Source organism: Mariniflexile sp. TRM1-10 (assembly GCF_003425985.1).
Lineage (GTDB): Bacteria > Bacteroidota > Bacteroidia > Flavobacteriales > Flavobacteriaceae > Mariniflexile.
Genome location: NZ_CP022985.1, coordinates 1407378 through 1424459 on the forward strand (window position 1 = coordinate 1407378; position 17082 = coordinate 1424459).

General features: G+C 34.1%; 16 protein-coding genes and 1 pseudogene. 13 read left to right on the forward strand and 4 right to left on the reverse strand.

Annotated features, from left to right (window positions below):
• Nucleotides 1-5: 5 nt before the first annotated feature.
• Both CJ739_RS06005 and CJ739_RS06010 read right to left on the reverse strand, forming a co-directional pair.
• Nucleotides 6-683 (reverse strand): succinate dehydrogenase cytochrome b subunit, encoded by a 678-nt coding sequence (locus tag CJ739_RS06005; RefSeq protein WP_117173388.1) that lies wholly within the window; start codon nt 681-683, stop codon nt 6-8.
• Between the two features lie 271 nt (nt 684-954).
• Nucleotides 955-2769 (reverse strand): T9SS type A sorting domain-containing protein, encoded by a 1815-nt coding sequence (locus tag CJ739_RS06010; protein ID WP_117173390.1) that lies wholly within the window; start codon nt 2767-2769, stop codon nt 955-957.
• Between the two features lie 177 nt (nt 2770-2946).
• Between CJ739_RS06010 and CJ739_RS06015 the strand changes: the two genes are divergently transcribed.
• Complete coding sequence (locus tag CJ739_RS06015; protein ID WP_117178784.1) at nt 2947-4239, forward strand: aminopeptidase P family protein; 1293 nt, start codon at nt 2947-2949, stop codon at nt 4237-4239.
• Nucleotides 4240-4300: 61 nt separating this feature from the next.
• Here the strand turns inward: CJ739_RS06015 and CJ739_RS06020 are convergent, their stop codons facing one another.
• Nucleotides 4301-5623, reverse strand: a complete 1323-nt coding sequence (locus CJ739_RS06020; protein ID WP_117173392.1) for an aspartate kinase — start codon at nt 5621-5623, stop codon at nt 4301-4303.
• Nucleotides 5624-5982: 359 nt separating this feature from the next.
• On the opposite strand from CJ739_RS06020, the gene CJ739_RS06025 reads away from it, so the two are divergent.
• From CJ739_RS06025 to CJ739_RS06040, 4 genes are all read left to right on the forward strand, one after another.
• On the forward strand, nt 5983-6639 hold the full coding sequence (locus CJ739_RS06025) for a hypothetical protein (RefSeq protein ID WP_117173394.1): 657 nt from the start codon (nt 5983-5985) through the stop codon (nt 6637-6639).
• 33 nt (nt 6640-6672) lie between these two features.
• Complete coding sequence (locus CJ739_RS06030; protein WP_205419394.1) at nt 6673-7452, forward strand: alpha/beta hydrolase; 780 nt, start codon at nt 6673-6675, stop codon at nt 7450-7452.
• A 58-nt stretch (nt 7453-7510) separates the two neighbouring features.
• A complete protein-coding gene (locus CJ739_RS06035; RefSeq protein ID WP_117178786.1) occupies nt 7511-7777 on the forward strand; it encodes a DUF1660 family phage protein in 267 nt (88 codons plus the stop codon).
• A gap of 72 nt (nt 7778-7849) precedes the next feature.
• Nucleotides 7850-8098: a DUF1660 family phage protein gene (locus tag CJ739_RS06040; protein WP_117173398.1), complete on the forward strand. Its 249-nt coding sequence runs from the start codon at nt 7850-7852 to the stop codon at nt 8096-8098.
• Here the strand turns inward: CJ739_RS06040 and thiL are convergent.
• Nucleotides 8088-9128 (reverse strand): thiamine-phosphate kinase, encoded by a 1041-nt coding sequence (thiL, locus tag CJ739_RS06045; RefSeq protein WP_117173400.1) that lies wholly within the window; start codon nt 9126-9128, stop codon nt 8088-8090. The two genes, CJ739_RS06040 and thiL, sit on opposite strands and share 11 nt — an antisense overlap.
• A 257-nt stretch (nt 9129-9385) precedes the next feature.
• On the opposite strand from thiL, the gene CJ739_RS06050 reads away from it, so the two are divergent.
• The 8 genes and pseudogenes from CJ739_RS06050 to CJ739_RS06085 all read left to right on the forward strand — a co-directional run bounded on the left by CJ739_RS06050 (nt 9386) and on the right by CJ739_RS06085 (nt 17040).
• The gene (locus CJ739_RS06050; RefSeq protein WP_117173402.1) at nt 9386-9715 is read left to right on the forward strand and encodes a HesB/IscA family protein; all 330 of its coding nucleotides are present in this window, start codon (nt 9386-9388) and stop codon (nt 9713-9715) included.
• A 36-nt stretch (nt 9716-9751) separates the two neighbouring features.
• Nucleotides 9752-10122: pseudogene (locus CJ739_RS06055) on the forward strand (four helix bundle protein).
• 29 nt (nt 10123-10151) lie between these two features.
• Nucleotides 10152-11600: a Fe-S cluster assembly protein SufB gene (gene sufB, locus CJ739_RS06060; RefSeq protein WP_117173404.1), complete on the forward strand. Its 1449-nt coding sequence runs from the start codon at nt 10152-10154 to the stop codon at nt 11598-11600.
• 69 nt (nt 11601-11669) lie between these two features.
• Entirely contained in the window at nt 11670-12422 is a 753-nt protein-coding gene (sufC, locus tag CJ739_RS06065) for a Fe-S cluster assembly ATPase SufC (protein WP_117173406.1), read from the forward strand.
• A gap of 97 nt (nt 12423-12519) precedes the next feature.
• The gene (gene sufD / locus CJ739_RS06070; protein ID WP_117173408.1) at nt 12520-13833 is read left to right on the forward strand and encodes a Fe-S cluster assembly protein SufD; all 1314 of its coding nucleotides are present in this window, start codon (nt 12520-12522) and stop codon (nt 13831-13833) included.
• A 140-nt stretch (nt 13834-13973) separates the two neighbouring features.
• Nucleotides 13974-15188, forward strand: a complete 1215-nt coding sequence (locus CJ739_RS06075; protein ID WP_117173410.1) for an aminotransferase class V-fold PLP-dependent enzyme — start codon at nt 13974-13976, stop codon at nt 15186-15188.
• A 154-nt stretch (nt 15189-15342) separates the two neighbouring features.
• Complete coding sequence (locus tag CJ739_RS06080; RefSeq protein WP_117173413.1) at nt 15343-16413, forward strand: zinc metalloprotease; 1071 nt, start codon at nt 15343-15345, stop codon at nt 16411-16413.
• A gap of 198 nt (nt 16414-16611) precedes the next feature.
• Nucleotides 16612-17040 carry a hypothetical protein gene (locus CJ739_RS06085; protein ID WP_117173415.1) on the forward strand — a complete coding sequence of 143 codons (429 nt, stop codon included), beginning with the start codon at nt 16612-16614 and terminating at the stop codon, nt 17038-17040.
• Nucleotides 17041-17082 lie beyond the last annotated feature (42 nt).

Below are 17082 nucleotides of genomic sequence, written 5' to 3' on the forward strand. Positions count from 1 at the left end.
TAAGATTAATGGTTAAAATAATGATACAAAGCAATAAATATAAATCCTAATGGAATTAAAATAGCATATGCTTTACCAAAACTTTGTAATCTCTTTTTTCTTATTGTAGAAACTCCCATAGATTGGAATGCTGACGCAAAGCCATGTAACAAATGCAATGCTAAAAACACAAACGCTATTACATAAGCACCAACTCTAATTGGGCTTACAAACTTTTCTTGTAGCTCATGGAAATATCGGTAACCATCAACAAGGTCATGTCCCCCAGACCAATCACCTTTAATATATTTGGCATTAATTTCTGGAAACCAAAAATCGATAAAGTGCAAGACGATAAATGCCAAAATAGCAACACCAGTGTAAATCATGTTTCGACTCATCCACGTGGAGTTAGCTGCACCATTGTTTTTCACATAAGCAATATGTCTTGCTTTATTGTTTCTTATTTCCAAGATAAAACCCATAACAAAATGGAATATAACGCCAAAAATTAATATGGGTTGCATCACAAATTGAATTAACCAATTAGTTCCCATATAGTGAGAGACCTCATTAAAGAGATTGCCACTAAAAACAGATAAAAGATTAATTGCAAGATGTTGAAGTAAGAAAAACATGAGGAAGAAAGCTGAAAGCGCCATGGCTACTTTTCTTCCGATTGAAGATTTAAAAAATCCGCTCATTATTTAATTTGTTAAGTATAGTTCGCAAAGGTAATTTACAATAAATTCATAGGCAAAAAGTTGAGCTGTAAAATTCTAATTTAGAACAATTATAAGTAATAATACTTAGTTTTTAAAAACAATTCGGAATTGTTATTTTTAAACACCAAAAAAAAGCAATAAAATAAAAATACTTTTATGTTTTTGAAAATTTCATAACAAAAGTAGTGCTTCAAAAATTAAAAATTGAACTTTCATGCCCATTAAAAACTATTTTCTAACAAAAATAAACTTACTCTATAAGTATTTTTTTAGTAATTTCTGCTCTTTCGGAAAGAATCTTAACAAAATACAAGCCTTTTGAAACACCAAGTAAGTTAATGGTTTGTGTTTTTGATGCATTAGTCATATCGTGCTGAGATATTAGCCTACCCCTAACATCATATACAACTATCTTATCTAAATTAATGAGTGATGTATTTTTTATATAAAATTGCCCACTTGTTGGGTTGGGATACATATTAATCGCCGCATTTAACTCTTCTTCTTCAATACCCAAAGAACAAGGGTGGTTAGTCATTAAAGGCTGTGTACATACCATGGAACCCGTACTTCTTACCTGAATGGCATTTGCAACTGTAATATTTCTAGTACCCAAAACTCTTTGCTCTTCAGAATTTGAAAGTGCATAGTTCATAACATCATTTGTATCATTAACATGAGCTAATTGATGTCCATGACCTAACTCGTGAAGCGCCACACTTTCAAAGTCATATTGAGAAATTCCTGTTGAATTGGTAGCAGAACTAAAATTCCAGTTAATTGCGTCATCAAAAACAAGATCTAATTCTGATACAAACCAATTAAATGTTGAGCCAGATGAACAACCACCATAGTGAGATGTACACTGACCTAAAACATCTGCTTCTAACTCATCACCATTATCAAACCTAATAACATTTACATCATCTTGTGAAGCAACATCTACTGTAGTCGTAGCTCCTACTACCCAATTAATACCTGTTTCACATCGCCATGTTTCAAAAGCCCTTAAAAAGGCGGCTTTGGCATTGACATTGGCATCGAAATCTGTAAACATACGCCATGTGTAACCTCCAGCAGCGTCATCATTAATATGCTGGGTCCTGTAAGCATATAAAGGAAGTGCCCCGTTGTCACCACCTGTACTTGTCTCATCATCAGCATCGTAATATACATTTGATTCAGAATACGTAATTGTTAAACTATTAGTTGAAGTTGCCGAAGCATTGGTATTATCTGTAATTCTAATTTGCCCTGTTCCTGCTTCAGAAGGAATTTCAACTGTAATTTGTGTGTCAGACCAAGTGAGCACTTGTGTACCTATAGCTTCAATAAAAGTAGCACCTCCATCATCGGCATTACTAAATAACACTTTGCCTTTGGTTGTACCAAAACCAGTCCCATTAATGGTAAGCACCGTTTTGGTTCCTGCAGTGGCCGTTGTTGGATTAAAAGTTATGGAGCCTGGAGCCGCTAATGCACTTTTGTTTAAACTAGTTTGTTTTTTAGAACTGTCAAAATCAGCAACTTCAATATAAGCTGTATTGGTATGACTCATAATTTCATTATAAAAAGAAGTTGCTATGCCTTTCTTTTTATTGAAAGGATTAATAGCTTCGTCGCTATATAAGTTATATTTATAAAAACCTTGTAATGAGCCATAAGGTTTAAATTGCTTTATTGAAGATTTATTTAAAACATTTGATTTAATATTATTATCATATAGCATAAATATTCCAATATCATCAGTATGCAATTTCAAACTTGGGGTAACAACTTCAGCAGATAAACCAACTGTTCCTCCTTTGGTTATAACCTCAATGGTTTCATACATACCTCCTTTAAAAACTTTATATACTTGTATTTTATTTGCTGTGTAAATATTCTTTTTTTCGGCATCCCAAAATGATTTTTTTGAAATAACCTTTCCTTCTACCACCAAACTTGAATTTTCAATTTGCTTTTTTAATGAAGCCTCTTTAAGTAAGATTTGTGCAGGTATGCTACATGGAACAAACACCATCAATAACAAAACCACTTTTATATGTATTATAATTTTTTTCATAATGTTAACCGTTTTAGTGATTTCGAGATGGGGCAGTATCAAATATAGCAAATTATTACATATGATTTGTTTAGTTTTGTTACTTTTAGTATCCTTAATATTTACATAACATCCATTTAAAGACACTAAAAGCTGCGTCTTACATAATTGATTTACAACGAATTTAAAAACAAACACATGAAATATTTACCAATAGATTCTTCACTTTTTATTAATAACAGAAAAAACTTTACTGCCAAAATGAAACCTAGCAGTTTAGCTGTTTTTAACTCAAACGACATCTACCCTATAAGTGCCGATAGTACGATGCCTTTTCAACAACATCGTGATATTTTTTATTTAAGTGGTGTAGACCAGGAAGAAAGCATTTTGGTATTGTTTCCCGATTGCCCTAAAGAAAAACATCGCGAAATTTTATTTTTAAAAGAAACCAATGCCCATATTGCTATCTGGGAAGGTGAAAAACTTACCAAAGAAAAAGCTTTTGAAACCAGCGGTATTAAAACAGTGTATTGGCTTCAAGACATGGAAAAGATCATGTTTGAACTCATGACACAATGTGACACGGTTTACATAAACACCAACGAACATTATAGAGCCAATGTTGAAACCGAAACCCGTGAAGACCGCTATACCAAATGGTTAAAAGAGAAATATCCAGCGCACAGTGTCGCTAAAAGCGCCCCCATTTTACAACGTCTTCGTTCAGTTAAAAGTCAAATTGAAATCAATTTAATCCAACAAGCGTGTAACATTACCGAAAAAGGATTCCGTAGAATTTTAAACTTTGTAAAACCAGACGTTTGGGAATATGAAATTGAAGCTGAACTAATGCACGAGTTTTTGCTTAACCGTTCTAAAGGATTTGCCTACACACCCATTATCGCTTCTGGAAATAATGCCAACGTATTGCATTATATCGAAAACAACAAACAATGTAAAGCAGGTGATTTAATTTTATTCGATACTGCTGCAGAGTATGCTAATTATTCAAGTGATTTAAGTAGAACCATTCCTGTTTCCGGGAAATATTCCGTGAGACAAAAAGCGGTTTACAATGCTGTTTTAAGAGTAAAAAATGAAGCCACAAAATTATTAACTCCCGGAACTATTTGGGCAGATTACCATCTGGAAGTTGGTAAAATAATGACTTCTGAATTGCTAGGTTTAGGTTTATTGGACAAAGCCGATATACAAAATGAAAACCCGGATTGGCCTGCTTACAAAAAATATTTTATGCATGGAACCAGCCATCACATGGGTTTAGATACGCACGATTATGGGATTTTAACCGAACCTATGCAAGCCAACATGGTGTTTACCGTAGAACCTGGAATTTACATTCCAGAAGAAGGTTTTGGAATACGATTGGAAGATGATGTGGTTATCCAAAAATCCGGAGAACCATTTAATTTAATGCGGAACATTCCTATTGAAGCTGAGGAAATCGAAGCCCTAATGAATTTATAAAAAGAAGAAAGGGTCGTTTTTCAACGACCCTTTGCTGCTAACAACACTAAAATTTCATAATTTACAGAGTGACTAATTCAAATAAATAATCGTTTAGTTTTTGCAGCGTATTAATTTTGTTCTTGGCATCTACCAAAAGTGAAATATTATTGCTACTTCCTCCATAGGAAATCATTCTAATTTTCACATCTTGCAGTATTTGAAACAGCTTATAAGTTTCTTGATGGTTTACAACCGAATGGCCAACCAAACAAATAATGCTTTGATTTTTATCCACTTCAATGGTAGCGAACTTTTCCAATTCAGCTAAAATTTTATCTAAATTTTTATCGTCATCAATAGTTAAAGACACCGCAACTTCCGATGTGGTAATCATGTCGATCGACGTTTCGTAAATTTCAAAAATTTCAAATACCTTTCTTAAAAACCCGTGTGCCTGTAGCATTCTACCAGATTTTATCTTAATAGCAGTAATACCATCTTTAGCAGCCATAGCTTTCACTCCACATTCAGAATGGTCGTTGTTTATCAAAGTACCATAGGCCTCAGGGTTCATGGTATTTTTTAAACGCACTGGAATATTAAGCGATCTAACAGGTGTTACTGTTTGAGGGTGCAATATTTTTGCCCCAAAATATGCTAATTCTGCCGCTTCATCAAAAGACAAATTTGAAATGGGTCTTGTATTTTCAACATATCTTGGGTCGTTGTTATGCATCCCATCAATATCTGTCCATATTTGCACTTCATCAGCGTTAATAGCAGCACCAATAATAGTTGCTGTATAATCACTTCCACCACGTTGAAGGTTAGAAATCGCTCCTTTATCATCCAAACAGATAAACCCTTGGGTGATGTATATTTGAGCGTCTTCAGCCTTATTATAAGTGGTTTTAAAATGTTCTTTTATATAATTTAAATCAGGATCTTTAGCCGCATCAATACGCATAAAGCTTAATGCAGGTAGCAATGCTGAGCTTACACCTTCTTGATTTAAATAACTGTTTACCATATAAGTCGAAAGCAATTCGCCTTGAGCTACTATTTGGTTTTCCAACTCCATGGAATAAGGCTTGTTGGTACATGCAACCAATAAATTAAAAATACCAGAAACGTATGCTTTAACATCTTTATTTAATAAAGCATTGGCAAGTAGGCTATCTATTACTTTTAAATAAGTGTCATGAAGTTTATTGATTTTATCAAGAGCTTCATTCGCCTCATTATCGGCAATATGTTTTGAAATAGCAACTAAATGATTGGTTGTACCAGACATAGCTGACAATACAACAACCTTTTTTTCGCCATCGTTAATTATATTTTTAACGTTATGTATATTTTCAACCGATCCTACCGAAGTGCCACCGAATTTTAATACTTTCATACTTTATATAAGCTTATTCCCTTTATCAAATTGATTCATTTATATCAATTCAGGGCGCTAAATTATAACTCCTTGGCTTAAAAAAGATATTTATTAAAAAATATGTTTATTTTTGCACATATTGTTAAATAATTAACAACAAACGTTGGTCTCTAAACTTTGTTTTTTAAGAAAAAGATACTGAACGTTACATACTTATGCTGAGCATCGACGTATAATCTTAAAAAGAATAAAATATAACACATGAAACACCCATGAAAATGGCATTCACACACATAAGGATGATTATTTAGGGTGTTCCATAGCCTTTGCTGAGCTCAGTCGAAGCATGACCAAATTAAAACAATAAATATAAACAGATGAAAACTGTATCAAACTGCGTAGAAGACATTCTAATTACACAACCCTATCTAGAAGAAGCACTTTCTAGAAACATCATTAATTTTAGTGCTTTAGCCATAGAGCTTACCGAACCTATAAGCAAAATGCTAAAAAAAGATGTAAAACCTGGAGCCATTATGATGGCTTTAAGACGTTACAATCCGCCGCCTGCCTTATCTAATTCTGTTAAAATGAAAAAAATGATGCAAAATTTAGGCGATATTACCGTACGCTCAAACCTCACCGATTTCACAATTAAAAATTCTGAAACCATTATTGATAATCACGCTAAAATTTTAGACCGTATCAATCAAGAATCTAAACTTTTCTATACATTCACGCGTGGTATTCACGAAAGCAACATCATTATCTCCAGCAGTTTAAAAGAATATATTGAAGACAATCTAAAAAGCGAAACTTTCATTGCAAAACAAGATGGCTTGTCGGCTATTAGCGTCAACCTTCCGCAAGACAACTCAAAAATTGCGGGTTTATATTATCAATTTTTTAAACGTTTAGCTTGGGAAGGCATTGTACTGTACGAAGTCATTTCGACTACCAACGAATTTACCATTTTAGTTGAAGACGAGTTTGTTGATAAAGCTTTTACCGCAATAAAAAAGGTAAAAGCTTAGTTGATATATGTAATGTCCTAAATATTATTGAATATGACACTACCATACAAAGGCATCAACATTTTTTACACAGATGAAGGGGAAGGAAATCCCGTAGTTTTACTCCATGGTTTTTTAGAAAATGTTTCTATGTGGGACGCCTTCATCCCAAAACTAACAAAAAGAAACAGGGTTATTTGTATTGATTTGCTAGGTCATGGCAAAACAGCATGTTTAGGCTACATACATACTATGGAACTTATGGCAGAAACTGTTGAAGCGGTACTTAACCATTTAAATATAACAAGTTCAACTATTATTGGACATTCCATGGGTGGTTATGTAGCACTCGCTTTTGCGGAAAAAAAACCAAATGCTTTAAAGGGATTGTGCTTGATGAACTCTACAGCACTACCCGATACCGAGGAAAAAAAACAAAACAGGGATCGAGCTATTGTAGCTGTTAAACAGAATTACAAAACTTTTATTAGAATTGCTGTCAACAATTTATTCAGACCAAAAAACAGAATTGCTTTTTCTAATAAAATAAAGGATGTTGTTAATGAAGCTTTACAAACGCCTTTACAGGGCATTGTTGCAGCGTTGGAAGGTATGAAAATTAGAAAAAATAGAGAACACATTCTTCAATTATCCCATTTCAAAAAAATGATGATCATTAGTAAAAAAGATCCTGTTTTAGATTACGACACACTCATTAGTCAAACTAAAAACAATAGCGTTCACGTGGTTGAATTTCCAGACGGACACATGAGCCATATCGAAAATGAAAGTGAATTCTTAATACAAATTATGCATTTCATCGAAAATATTTAACATTTTGGCGGTTTATTTGATTTTTTTATTTATGTTTAACAACCAAACAACCAAAAATATGAAAAAATCTACCACCAAAACAGCACTCATACCAAAGATGTACTGCAATTTCTTTGGTCATGATTATCAAGTAACTAAAAAAGTAACGTATCATGTAAAAGAGTACACTTGTTCACATTGCAAAAAGCAATTAACAACAAACAGCAACGGAAATTTAATTGAATTAACTCCAAAATTTGAAGAAATTAATGCCATTTTAGAGCGTATTTACAACACAAGAATGGAACGTTCAAGGGAAAAAAGACTCGTTTCGTCGATTTACTAATCCGTTGTCAGTGTTTTTTGGTTCATTTTTTATAGTTTAATAAACTCTAAAGCAACTAATTAAAACATTTAAATGAAAAATATTCATTGTCTGGTATTCGGACATGATTTTAAAGTCACTAGAAATGTTACTTATCATGTCAAAGAATACGCATGCAAAACTTGTAAAAAACAACTAACAACAAGCAGTAACGGAAGTTTAATTGAATTGACCCCTAAGTTTAAAGAAATTAACGATGTGTTGGAACGCGTCCACCATAAACGTATTTCTAAAACCAATCGTCAAAAAATTAATAATGGATTGTTAATCTTTAGTCATTAAAGTTTTTCCACCCTTGTGCCTTTATGGGTATTTTTGATTCTCCCCTGGTTATCAAATGCATCCCTTCATTTGCTTCTTTCATATATCCAATAACACTAAAATTAGGATTTGCTTGTATTTTAGGAAAATCGGCTTGAGATACCGTAAACAACAATTCATAATCTTCACCGCCATTTAAAGCAACGGTTGTGCTATCAATATTAAATTCTTCACAAGTTGAAATAACTTGAGGGTCTAACGGAATTTTTTCTTCATATAAATCGCATCCCACATCACTTTGTTTGCATAAATGAATAATTTCAGACGATAAACCATCACTAATATCAATCATAGCCGTTGGTTTTACATCCAAATCTTTCAACAACTTAATAATGTCTTTACGTGCTTCTGGTTTTAATTGGCGTTCAATAATATAGGTATAAGGCTCTAAATCGGGTTGGTTATTTGGGTTTACTTTATAGACTTCTTTTTCACGTTCAAGCACTTGCAAACCCATAAAAGCACCACCCAAATCGCCAGTGACAACCAATAAATCGTTCGGTTTAGCGCCATTTCTATAAACTTCATCTTCCACTACGCCAATAGCTGTAATGGAAATCAGAAGCCCCGTGTTAGATGATGTTGTATCACCACCTATCACATCTACATCATAAATTTTGGCTGCTGTTTCTATACCTGCATAAATATCTTCAAGTGCTTCCAAAGGAAATCTATTAGACACCGCAATAGATACTGTAATTTGTGTTGCTTTTGCATTCATAGCATACACATCGGATAGGTTTACAACAACCGCTTTATAACCTAAATGTTTTAGTGGCATGTAACTTAAATCGAAATGCACCCCTTCAACCAAAAGATCTGTAGTAACTACAATTTTTTTGTTTTCAAAATTTAAAACGGCTGCATCATCGCCTATCCCCTTGATGGTAGAACTGTGATTTATTTCAAAGTTTTTTGTTAAATGGTCTATCAGTCCAAATTCACCTAATTCACTTAATGGCGTACGTTGTTGATTTTTATCTTCTATCATACTGCAAAAATAAGAAGCTTATTTTTATAAATGAATATGCTTCATATAATAAAAATTCAATTTTGTTAACTTAAAATCAAAAATCTATAACAAAGGTGTCTTTTTTTTAATCAATAAGAAAAACCTATAAAACTATATGCTAATATAATGTTAGGTTATATGGTAATCCGTGACTTATATTGTATATTTGTACTCTATTTAGAAATTGTCTTAATAAACTATTTGTATAAGACGAATCTAAATCTAATTAAAAAAATATGATAAAAGTTTCTGAAACAGCTAAGAAAAAAGTTATCGAACTTATGCAAGAAGATGGCTATAATCCTGCTACCGACTATGTACGTGTTGGCGTTAAAAGCGGTGGTTGTTCTGGGCTATCTTACGATTTAAAGTTTGATAAAGAAAATCAAGAAGACGATAAAGTATTTGTAGATAATGACGTTAAAATTATTGTTGACAAAAAGAGTTTCCTTTACTTGATAGGGACTACTTTAGAATATTCTGGAGGATTAAACGGAACCGGATTCGTGTTTAACAACCCAAATGCAAATCGCACTTGTGGATGTGGCGAATCGTTTTCTCTTTAAGTTATAAAGTTTGAAAGTTAATAAGTTTTAAAGTAAATGGCGAAATTTAATTCTTTTGAAGAAATAATATCATGGCAAAAGGCAAGAGAGTTAAACAAAGACATTTATAATTTAATTATAGAGAATAAATATTTTAATAATGATTTTGGTTTAAGAGACCAAATAAGAAGGTCAAGCATTTCAATATCTTCAAACATAGCTGAAGGTTTTGAAGGGAGACCACTAAAGAGTTCATTCGCTTTTTATATATTGCTAAAGCTTCCTCAGGAGAGTTTCGCTCGCAACTATATTTAGCGTATGATATAAATTATTTAAGTTCAGAAGAATTTGAAAAATTAAAGTTAAAAGTAAACGAAGTTTCAAAGTTAATTAGTGGTTTAATAAAGTACTTAAGCTCAACTTTATAACTTTTTACTTTACAACATTAATACTAATTATGAATAAATATACAGAAGACGATTTAAGAGAAGAGCTTAAAACCAAAGAATATGAATACGGATTTTATACTGATATAGCCTCCGACACATTTCCTATTGGTTTAAATGAAGATATTGTTCGTGCTATTTCCCTTAAAAAAGAAGAACCGGAATGGATGACCGAATGGCGTTTGGAAGCCTTTCGTGCTTGGGAAAAAATGATAGAGCCAGAATGGGCAAACGTACGTTATACAAAACCCGACTTTCAAGCCATCTCCTACTATTCTGCACCAAATAGCAAACCGAAATATGATAGTTTAGATGAAGTTGACCCCGAGTTATTGGCAACATTTGCTAAACTTGGCATTTCTTTAGATGAACAAAAAAAACTATCAGGCGTCGCCATGGATGTGGTGGTTGATTCGGTTTCGGTGGCAACTACATTTAAGAAAACATTAGGCGAAAAAGGCATTATATTTTGTTCTATTTCTGAAGCATTGCGTGAGCATCCAGATTTAGTTAAAAAATACATTGGTACCGTTGTGCCTCAAAAAGACAATTTCTATGCTGCTTTAAACTCTGCCGTTTTTAGTGATGGCAGTTTCTGTTATATTCCAAAAGGGGTACGTTGCCCTATGGAACTTTCAACCTATTTTAGAATCAACCAAGCAGGAACTGGGCAGTTTGAACGCACTTTAGTGGTTGCCGATGAAGGTAGTTATGTTAGTTACCTTGAAGGCTGTACAGCGCCGAGTCGTGATGAAAATCAATTACACGCAGCCGTAGTAGAGTTAATTGCTTTAGACGATGCAGAAATAAAATATTCAACAGTACAAAACTGGTATCCAGGAAATGCAGAAGGCAAAGGTGGTGTTTACAATTTTGTGACCAAACGTGGTTTATGCGAAAAAAACGCCAAAATCTCATGGACCCAAGTAGAAACTGGTAGTGCCATTACCTGGAAATATCCTTCATGCGTTTTAAAAGGTGATAATTCGGTTGGTGAATTTTACTCTATTGCTGTAACAAACAACCATCAACAAGCCGATACCGGAACGAAAATGATTCATTTAGGAAAAAACACCAAATCGACCATCATTTCAAAAGGTATTTCAGCAGGAAAATCACAAAATAGTTACCGCGGATTGGTTAAAATAAGTCCGAATGCAGATAACGCCCGTAATTTTTCACAATGCGATAGTTTGCTAATGGGCAACGAGTGTGGCGCACACACCTTCCCTTATATAGAAGCGAAAAATAAAACGGCAAAAATAGAACACGAAGCGACAACCAGTAAAATTGGTGAAGACCAGATTTTCTATTGCAACCAACGTGGTATTGATACCGAAAAAGCCATCGCCCTTATTGTAAACGGGTTTAGTAAAGAAGTATTGAATAAACTTCCTATGGAGTTTGCTGTGGAAGCTCAAAAACTATTAGAAATAAGTTTAGAAGGCTCAGTAGGATAAAATAAAAATAGAAAAGCGAAGATAGATTTATACCATTGAATCTTGAACTTTAAACTTTGAATAAAAAGTATGTTAAAAATTGAAAATTTACACGCAAGTGTTGAGGATAAAGCCATTTTAAGAGGCATAAATTTAGAAGTAAAAGCAGGAGAAGTACATGCTATTATGGGACCAAACGGTTCTGGAAAAAGCACGTTGGCCTCAGTAATTGCCGGAAAAGAAGAATACGAAGTAACTGATGGAAATATCTTTTTTAATGGAGAGGACATCGACGAATTAGCAGCCGAAGAGCGTGCGCACAAAGGCGTGTTTTTATCATTCCAATACCCTGTTGAAATCCCAGGAGTATCGGTTACCAACTTCATGAAAACGGCCATTAATGAAACCCGTAAGGCGCAAGGTCTAGAAGAAATGCCTGCTAAAGATATGCTGAAGTTAATTCGTGAAAAATCGGAGTTGTTGGAAATTGATAGAAAATTTTTATCACGTTCTTTAAACGAAGGCTTTTCTGGTGGTGAAAAGAAACGTAACGAGATCTTTCAAATGGCCATGCTAGAACCTAAATTAGCCATTCTGGACGAAACAGATTCTGGTTTGGATATTGATGCACTTCGTATTGTAGCCAACGGCGTTAACAAACTTAAAAGTAAGGACAACGCTGTTATCGTCATTACACATTACCAACGGTTGTTAGATTACATCGTTCCAGATTTTGTCCATGTTTTGTACGATGGCCGTATTGTAAAATCTGGCGGTAAAGAATTGGCACATGAGCTTGAAGAAAAAGGTTACGACTGGATTAAAGAAGAAGTGAACGCGTAAAAACAATCAGTTAAAAAGTAAAAAGTTCGTAAAAGTTTAAAAGTTGGATTTCCCCAACTTTTTACTTTCAAACTTTTAAACATTTCAACTCAATAAAATGGATTTAAAAGAAAAACTAATATCATCTTTTTTAGCATTCGAAAACCAAGTAGATACAGATACCTATGTTCACGATGTTAGAAACGATGCTATCAAAATATTTGAAGAAAAAGGCTTTCCTTCGAAAAAAGAAGAAGCTTGGAAATACACGTCTTTAAACAGTGTTTTAAAGGAAGATTATAGTGTATTCCCCAAACAAGAAAATGCTATAGAATACAACGACGTAAAAAAATATTTCATCCACGATATAGATACTTTTAATGTGGTGTTTATAGATGGAAAATATTCGTCGCACCTATCGCAAACCACACACGACGGCCTAGATGTTTGCTTAATGTCTGCCGCATTATCAAAACCGAAATACCGTTTAGTCATTGAAAATTATTTTAATAAAGCGGCTACTAAAGATAGTTTACCTTCGTTAAATACCGCATTTTCAAGCGAAGGTGCCTACATTCATATTCCAAAGAACAAATTGGTTCAAAAGCCTATTCAAATTATTTATTTTTCAACAGGTAATGAATCTGCAACCATGTTACAACCACGTAATTTAGTTGTGTTAGACGAGAATTCGCATGTACAAATTATAGAACGCCATCAAAGTTTAACCGATAATCCTGTTTTAACCAACAGCGTTACCGAGATTTTCACAAACAAACGCGCTATTGTCGATTATTACAAAATTCAAAACGATAATTTAAATGCCACCCTTATAGACAATACCTTTATAAAACAAAAGCAAGAAAGTGTCGCATCAGTGCATACTTTTGCCTTTGGCGGTAAATTAGTACGTAATAATTTGAATTTCTATCAAACGGGCGAACGTATTGAATCCACTCTAAAAGGTGTTACCATTATTGGCGAGAAACAACATGTGGACCACAACACATTGGTACACCATATTGAACCAAATTGCGAAAGCCATCAAGATTATAAAGGTATTTTTGGCGAAAACTCAACGGGGGTATTTAACGGTAAAATCATCGTTAATAAAGAAGCCCAAAAAACCAACGCATTTCAAGCCAACAACAACATTTTACTAAGCGATAAGGCAAGTATAAACACCAAGCCACAATTAGAAATTTTTGCTGACGATGTGAAGTGTTCCCACGGCTGTACCATTGGTCAGTTAGACGAAAGCGCCATGTTTTATATGCGTTCGCGCGGTATCCCAGAAAAAGAAGCCAAAGCCCTTTTAATGTACGCCTTTAGTAATAACGTGTTAAGTTCGGTTAAAATCCCGGAAATTAAACAACGCATTACTAAAATTATCGCCAATAAATTGGGTGTTAAAATTGGGTTCGACTTATAGGCTATTTTGTCATTCCCTCGGAGGAGGGAATCTCATTATACTAACTAAATTACTGATTTTTTGAAGCTAATCCCGCTTTCGGCAGTCGCTCTCTGCGAGGAGCTCCAACAAATGCCTCAATCGGGGCTAAACATATAATCATGTTCAACGTAGAAAACATACGAAAAGATTTCCCCATACTTTCCAGAAAAGTAAATGGAAAACCCTTAGTGTATTTTGACAATGCTGCTACATCACAAACTCCACAACAGGTTATTGATGTGATTGTAGACTATTATTCAAACTACAATGCCAACATACATAGAGGTGTACATGCTTTAAGTCAAGAAGCTACCGACAAATATGAACAAGCACGAAAAAAAATACAAACCCATTTCAATGCCAAATTTGTACACGAGATTATATTTACCTCTGGCACAACACATGGTATTAATTTAGTCGCCAATGGATTTTCATCTCTGTTAAAGAAAGGTGACGAAATAATTGTTTCAGCTTTAGAGCATCATAGTAATATTGTGCCTTGGCAAATGCTTTGCGAACATACTGGTGCTATTTTAAAAGTTATCCCCATGAACCAAGAAGGCGAATTGGTGATGACAGAATTTGATAAACTACTATCAGAAAACACCAAGCTTGTTTTTGTAAATCATATTTCAAATGCATTAGGAACCGTCAACCCTATTGAATATATTATTGAAAAAGCGCATCAAGTTGGTGCTGCTGTTTTAATTGATGGCGCACAGTCTTGCCCACATATTAAACCAGACGTTCAGGCATTGGATGTCGATTTTTATGTAGCATCGGCTCATAAAATGTGTGGACCAACAGGACAAGGCATGCTGTATGGCAAAGAAAATTGGTTAAAAAAATTACCTCCTTACCAAGGTGGTGGCGAAATGATTGCCGAAGTAACCTTTGAGAAAACAACCTACGCAGATTTGCCTCATAAATTTGAAGCAGGAACCCCAAACATTTGTGGTGGCATTGCTTTTGGAGCAGCCATCGATTACATGAATGCCATTGGCTTTGATGTTATTGCAAAATATGAACACGAGCTTTTAGAATACGCCACCAATCAATTATTGCAAATTGAAGGTCTAAAAATCTACGGCACTTCAAAACATAAAACCTCAGTAATCTCTTTTAACTTAGAAGGGATCCATCCGTATGATGTCGGTACTATTCTAGATAAATTAGGCATTGCGGTTCGTACAGGTCACCACTGCGCACAACCTATTATGGATTATTTTAAAATTCCAGGAACCGTTCGTGCTTCTTTTACTTTTTACAATACTAAAACTGAAATCGATGCTTTGGTTGCTGGTGTTAAAAAAGCAAAAATGATGCTTTCGTAGCTCTATTCTCCCCAATTAATATTTCTTCTTTTTGTTACATATTTAACAAAAAGATGTTTTTTGTCGAATAATTAACATATTTTTTGAAAAAAAATCTGATATTTCCTAAAAATAATATATCTTCATCACTGACTAATTCAAATTTATATTAAAAATGAAAAAACTATTTTTAAGTATGGCTGTTATAGCACTCCTATTTACAGCATGCGACAATGACAAAAATGAGGTTGTTCAAGAACAACAAATTGACATGAGTGACTTTTATGTTTTTACCGATGTTAATGAAGATTTAAGTTCCAAATCCGTTAATTCAAAGAAAACGCTTAAAACTTGTTACACCATGAATGTTCTAAACAAGCAACTTATTCAAAATCCGGGTTTAGAAAAGAAAATGTATGATATCGAGCTTCATACACGCCAATTCTTAACTGCCAAAGGCAAACCTGGAGGCGGTGGTGGAAAACCAGGTGGTGGAAGCGGAGACACAGATGTTGATGTACTACCTATTGATGACGGTTTAGGCACCATAAATATTCCTGTGTATATTCACATTGTATTACCTAATGCTAACGATGTGACAAACTCACAAATACAATCGCAAATGAATGTTTTAAATAGTGACTTTAATAGCACTAACGCTAACTTACTACCTTCAGGCGCTACAAATTTTGTGAATGATGCTACAACTACCGATGTTAACTTTACGTTAGCTGGTACATTTAGACATAACAACAACACAGCATCTTGGGGAACAAATAATGCCATAAAATCGGCATATCCACCTATTACACCAGAAACCCATTTAAATATTTGGGTATGCAATATTGGTGGCGGTATCTTGGGATATGCACAATTCCCTGGAGGAAATTCAGCTACCGATGGTGTTGTATTATTGCACTCAAGTTTACCAGGTGGTTCTGCAGCACCTTATAATTTAGGAAGAACTGCAACCCATGAAGTTGGTCATTACTTAAATTTACGTCATATCTGGGGCGATGGAAGATGTAAACAAGATGATTTTGTTACAGACACTCCTAGTTCAGACGGTGCAAATTATGGATGTCCATCTTACCCAACAATTAACTGTAGCACAGCAGACATGACCATGAACTATATGGACTATACGGATGATGCTTGCATGTACATGTTTACAGACGGACAAAGAAACAGAATGCGTGCTATTTTCACTTCAGGTGGCTCAAGAGCTGCTATGGCTGGAAATTAAAAGCTTTATTAATAAATTATTGAAAAAGGCGCCAAGTTTGGCGTCTTTTTTGTAATATTAGATATAGTAATAAAACTTACACCTCACTCAGAATTACCTTTTCGGGCAGTTCTGACCTCTCCAAAGGAGAGGTAAATTGGATACCCCGAGGCTGAGCCTTCGGGGAATTATTTAGATTAAAACAATAAATATAAACAGATGAAATTCTTAATAATTTTTATGTCATTCCTTTTTATAGAACATGGTTGTGCACAAGAAAAGATTAATCAAGATGCTCTTTCTTTAGAGTATTCCGCACATTCAAGAGGAACTTTCAAACATATTTTAATCAACAAAAAAAGCATTTCAGTAGTAAACGAAAGAAGTGGGACTCCAATTGTTAAATCATTTACGGAAACTGATTGGGAAACCATATTAAAAGCCTTAAAGCACGTTGACATTGAAAACATTCCAAATCTAAAAGCACCTTCAGAAAATCGTTTCTTCGATGGTGCCGCTATAGCCAGCTTAAAAATTATTTATGATGGTAAAACCTATGAAAGCCAAAGTTTCGACCATGGCAATCCACCTAAAGAAATAGTGCAACTTGTTAAAGAAATCTTATCTATTTCAGAAAACATTGAATAGCAATATTAGTTATTGTATTTTTGTGGTATAAATTACTGTCAG

Coding starts and splice junctions, on each gene's coding strand:
- CJ739_RS06005 (WP_117173388.1), bottom strand. CDS start 683: ATGAGCGGATTTTTTAAATCTTCAATCGGAAGAAAAGTAGCCATGGCG.
- CJ739_RS06010 (WP_117173390.1), bottom strand. CDS start 2,769: ATGAAAAAAATTATAATACATATAAAAGTGGTTTTGTTATTGATGGTG.
- CJ739_RS06015 (WP_117178784.1), top strand. CDS start 2,947: ATGAAATATTTACCAATAGATTCTTCACTTTTTATTAATAACAGAAAA.
- CJ739_RS06020 (WP_117173392.1), bottom strand. CDS start 5,623: ATGAAAGTATTAAAATTCGGTGGCACTTCGGTAGGATCGGTTGAAAAT.
- CJ739_RS06025 (WP_117173394.1), top strand. CDS start 5,983: ATGAAAACTGTATCAAACTGCGTAGAAGACATTCTAATTACACAACCC.
- CJ739_RS06030 (WP_205419394.1), top strand. CDS start 6,673: ATGACACTACCATACAAAGGCATCAACATTTTTTACACAGATGAAGGG.
- CJ739_RS06035 (WP_117178786.1), top strand. CDS start 7,511: ATGAAAAAATCTACCACCAAAACAGCACTCATACCAAAGATGTACTGC.
- CJ739_RS06040 (WP_117173398.1), top strand. CDS start 7,850: ATGAAAAATATTCATTGTCTGGTATTCGGACATGATTTTAAAGTCACT.
- thiL (WP_117173400.1), bottom strand. CDS start 9,128: ATGATAGAAGATAAAAATCAACAACGTACGCCATTAAGTGAATTAGGT.
- CJ739_RS06050 (WP_117173402.1), top strand. CDS start 9,386: ATGATAAAAGTTTCTGAAACAGCTAAGAAAAAAGTTATCGAACTTATG.
- sufB (WP_117173404.1), top strand. CDS start 10,152: ATGAATAAATATACAGAAGACGATTTAAGAGAAGAGCTTAAAACCAAA.
- sufC (WP_117173406.1), top strand. CDS start 11,670: ATGTTAAAAATTGAAAATTTACACGCAAGTGTTGAGGATAAAGCCATT.
- sufD (WP_117173408.1), top strand. CDS start 12,520: ATGGATTTAAAAGAAAAACTAATATCATCTTTTTTAGCATTCGAAAAC.
- CJ739_RS06075 (WP_117173410.1), top strand. CDS start 13,974: ATGTTCAACGTAGAAAACATACGAAAAGATTTCCCCATACTTTCCAGA.
- CJ739_RS06080 (WP_117173413.1), top strand. CDS start 15,343: ATGAAAAAACTATTTTTAAGTATGGCTGTTATAGCACTCCTATTTACA.
- CJ739_RS06085 (WP_117173415.1), top strand. CDS start 16,612: ATGAAATTCTTAATAATTTTTATGTCATTCCTTTTTATAGAACATGGT.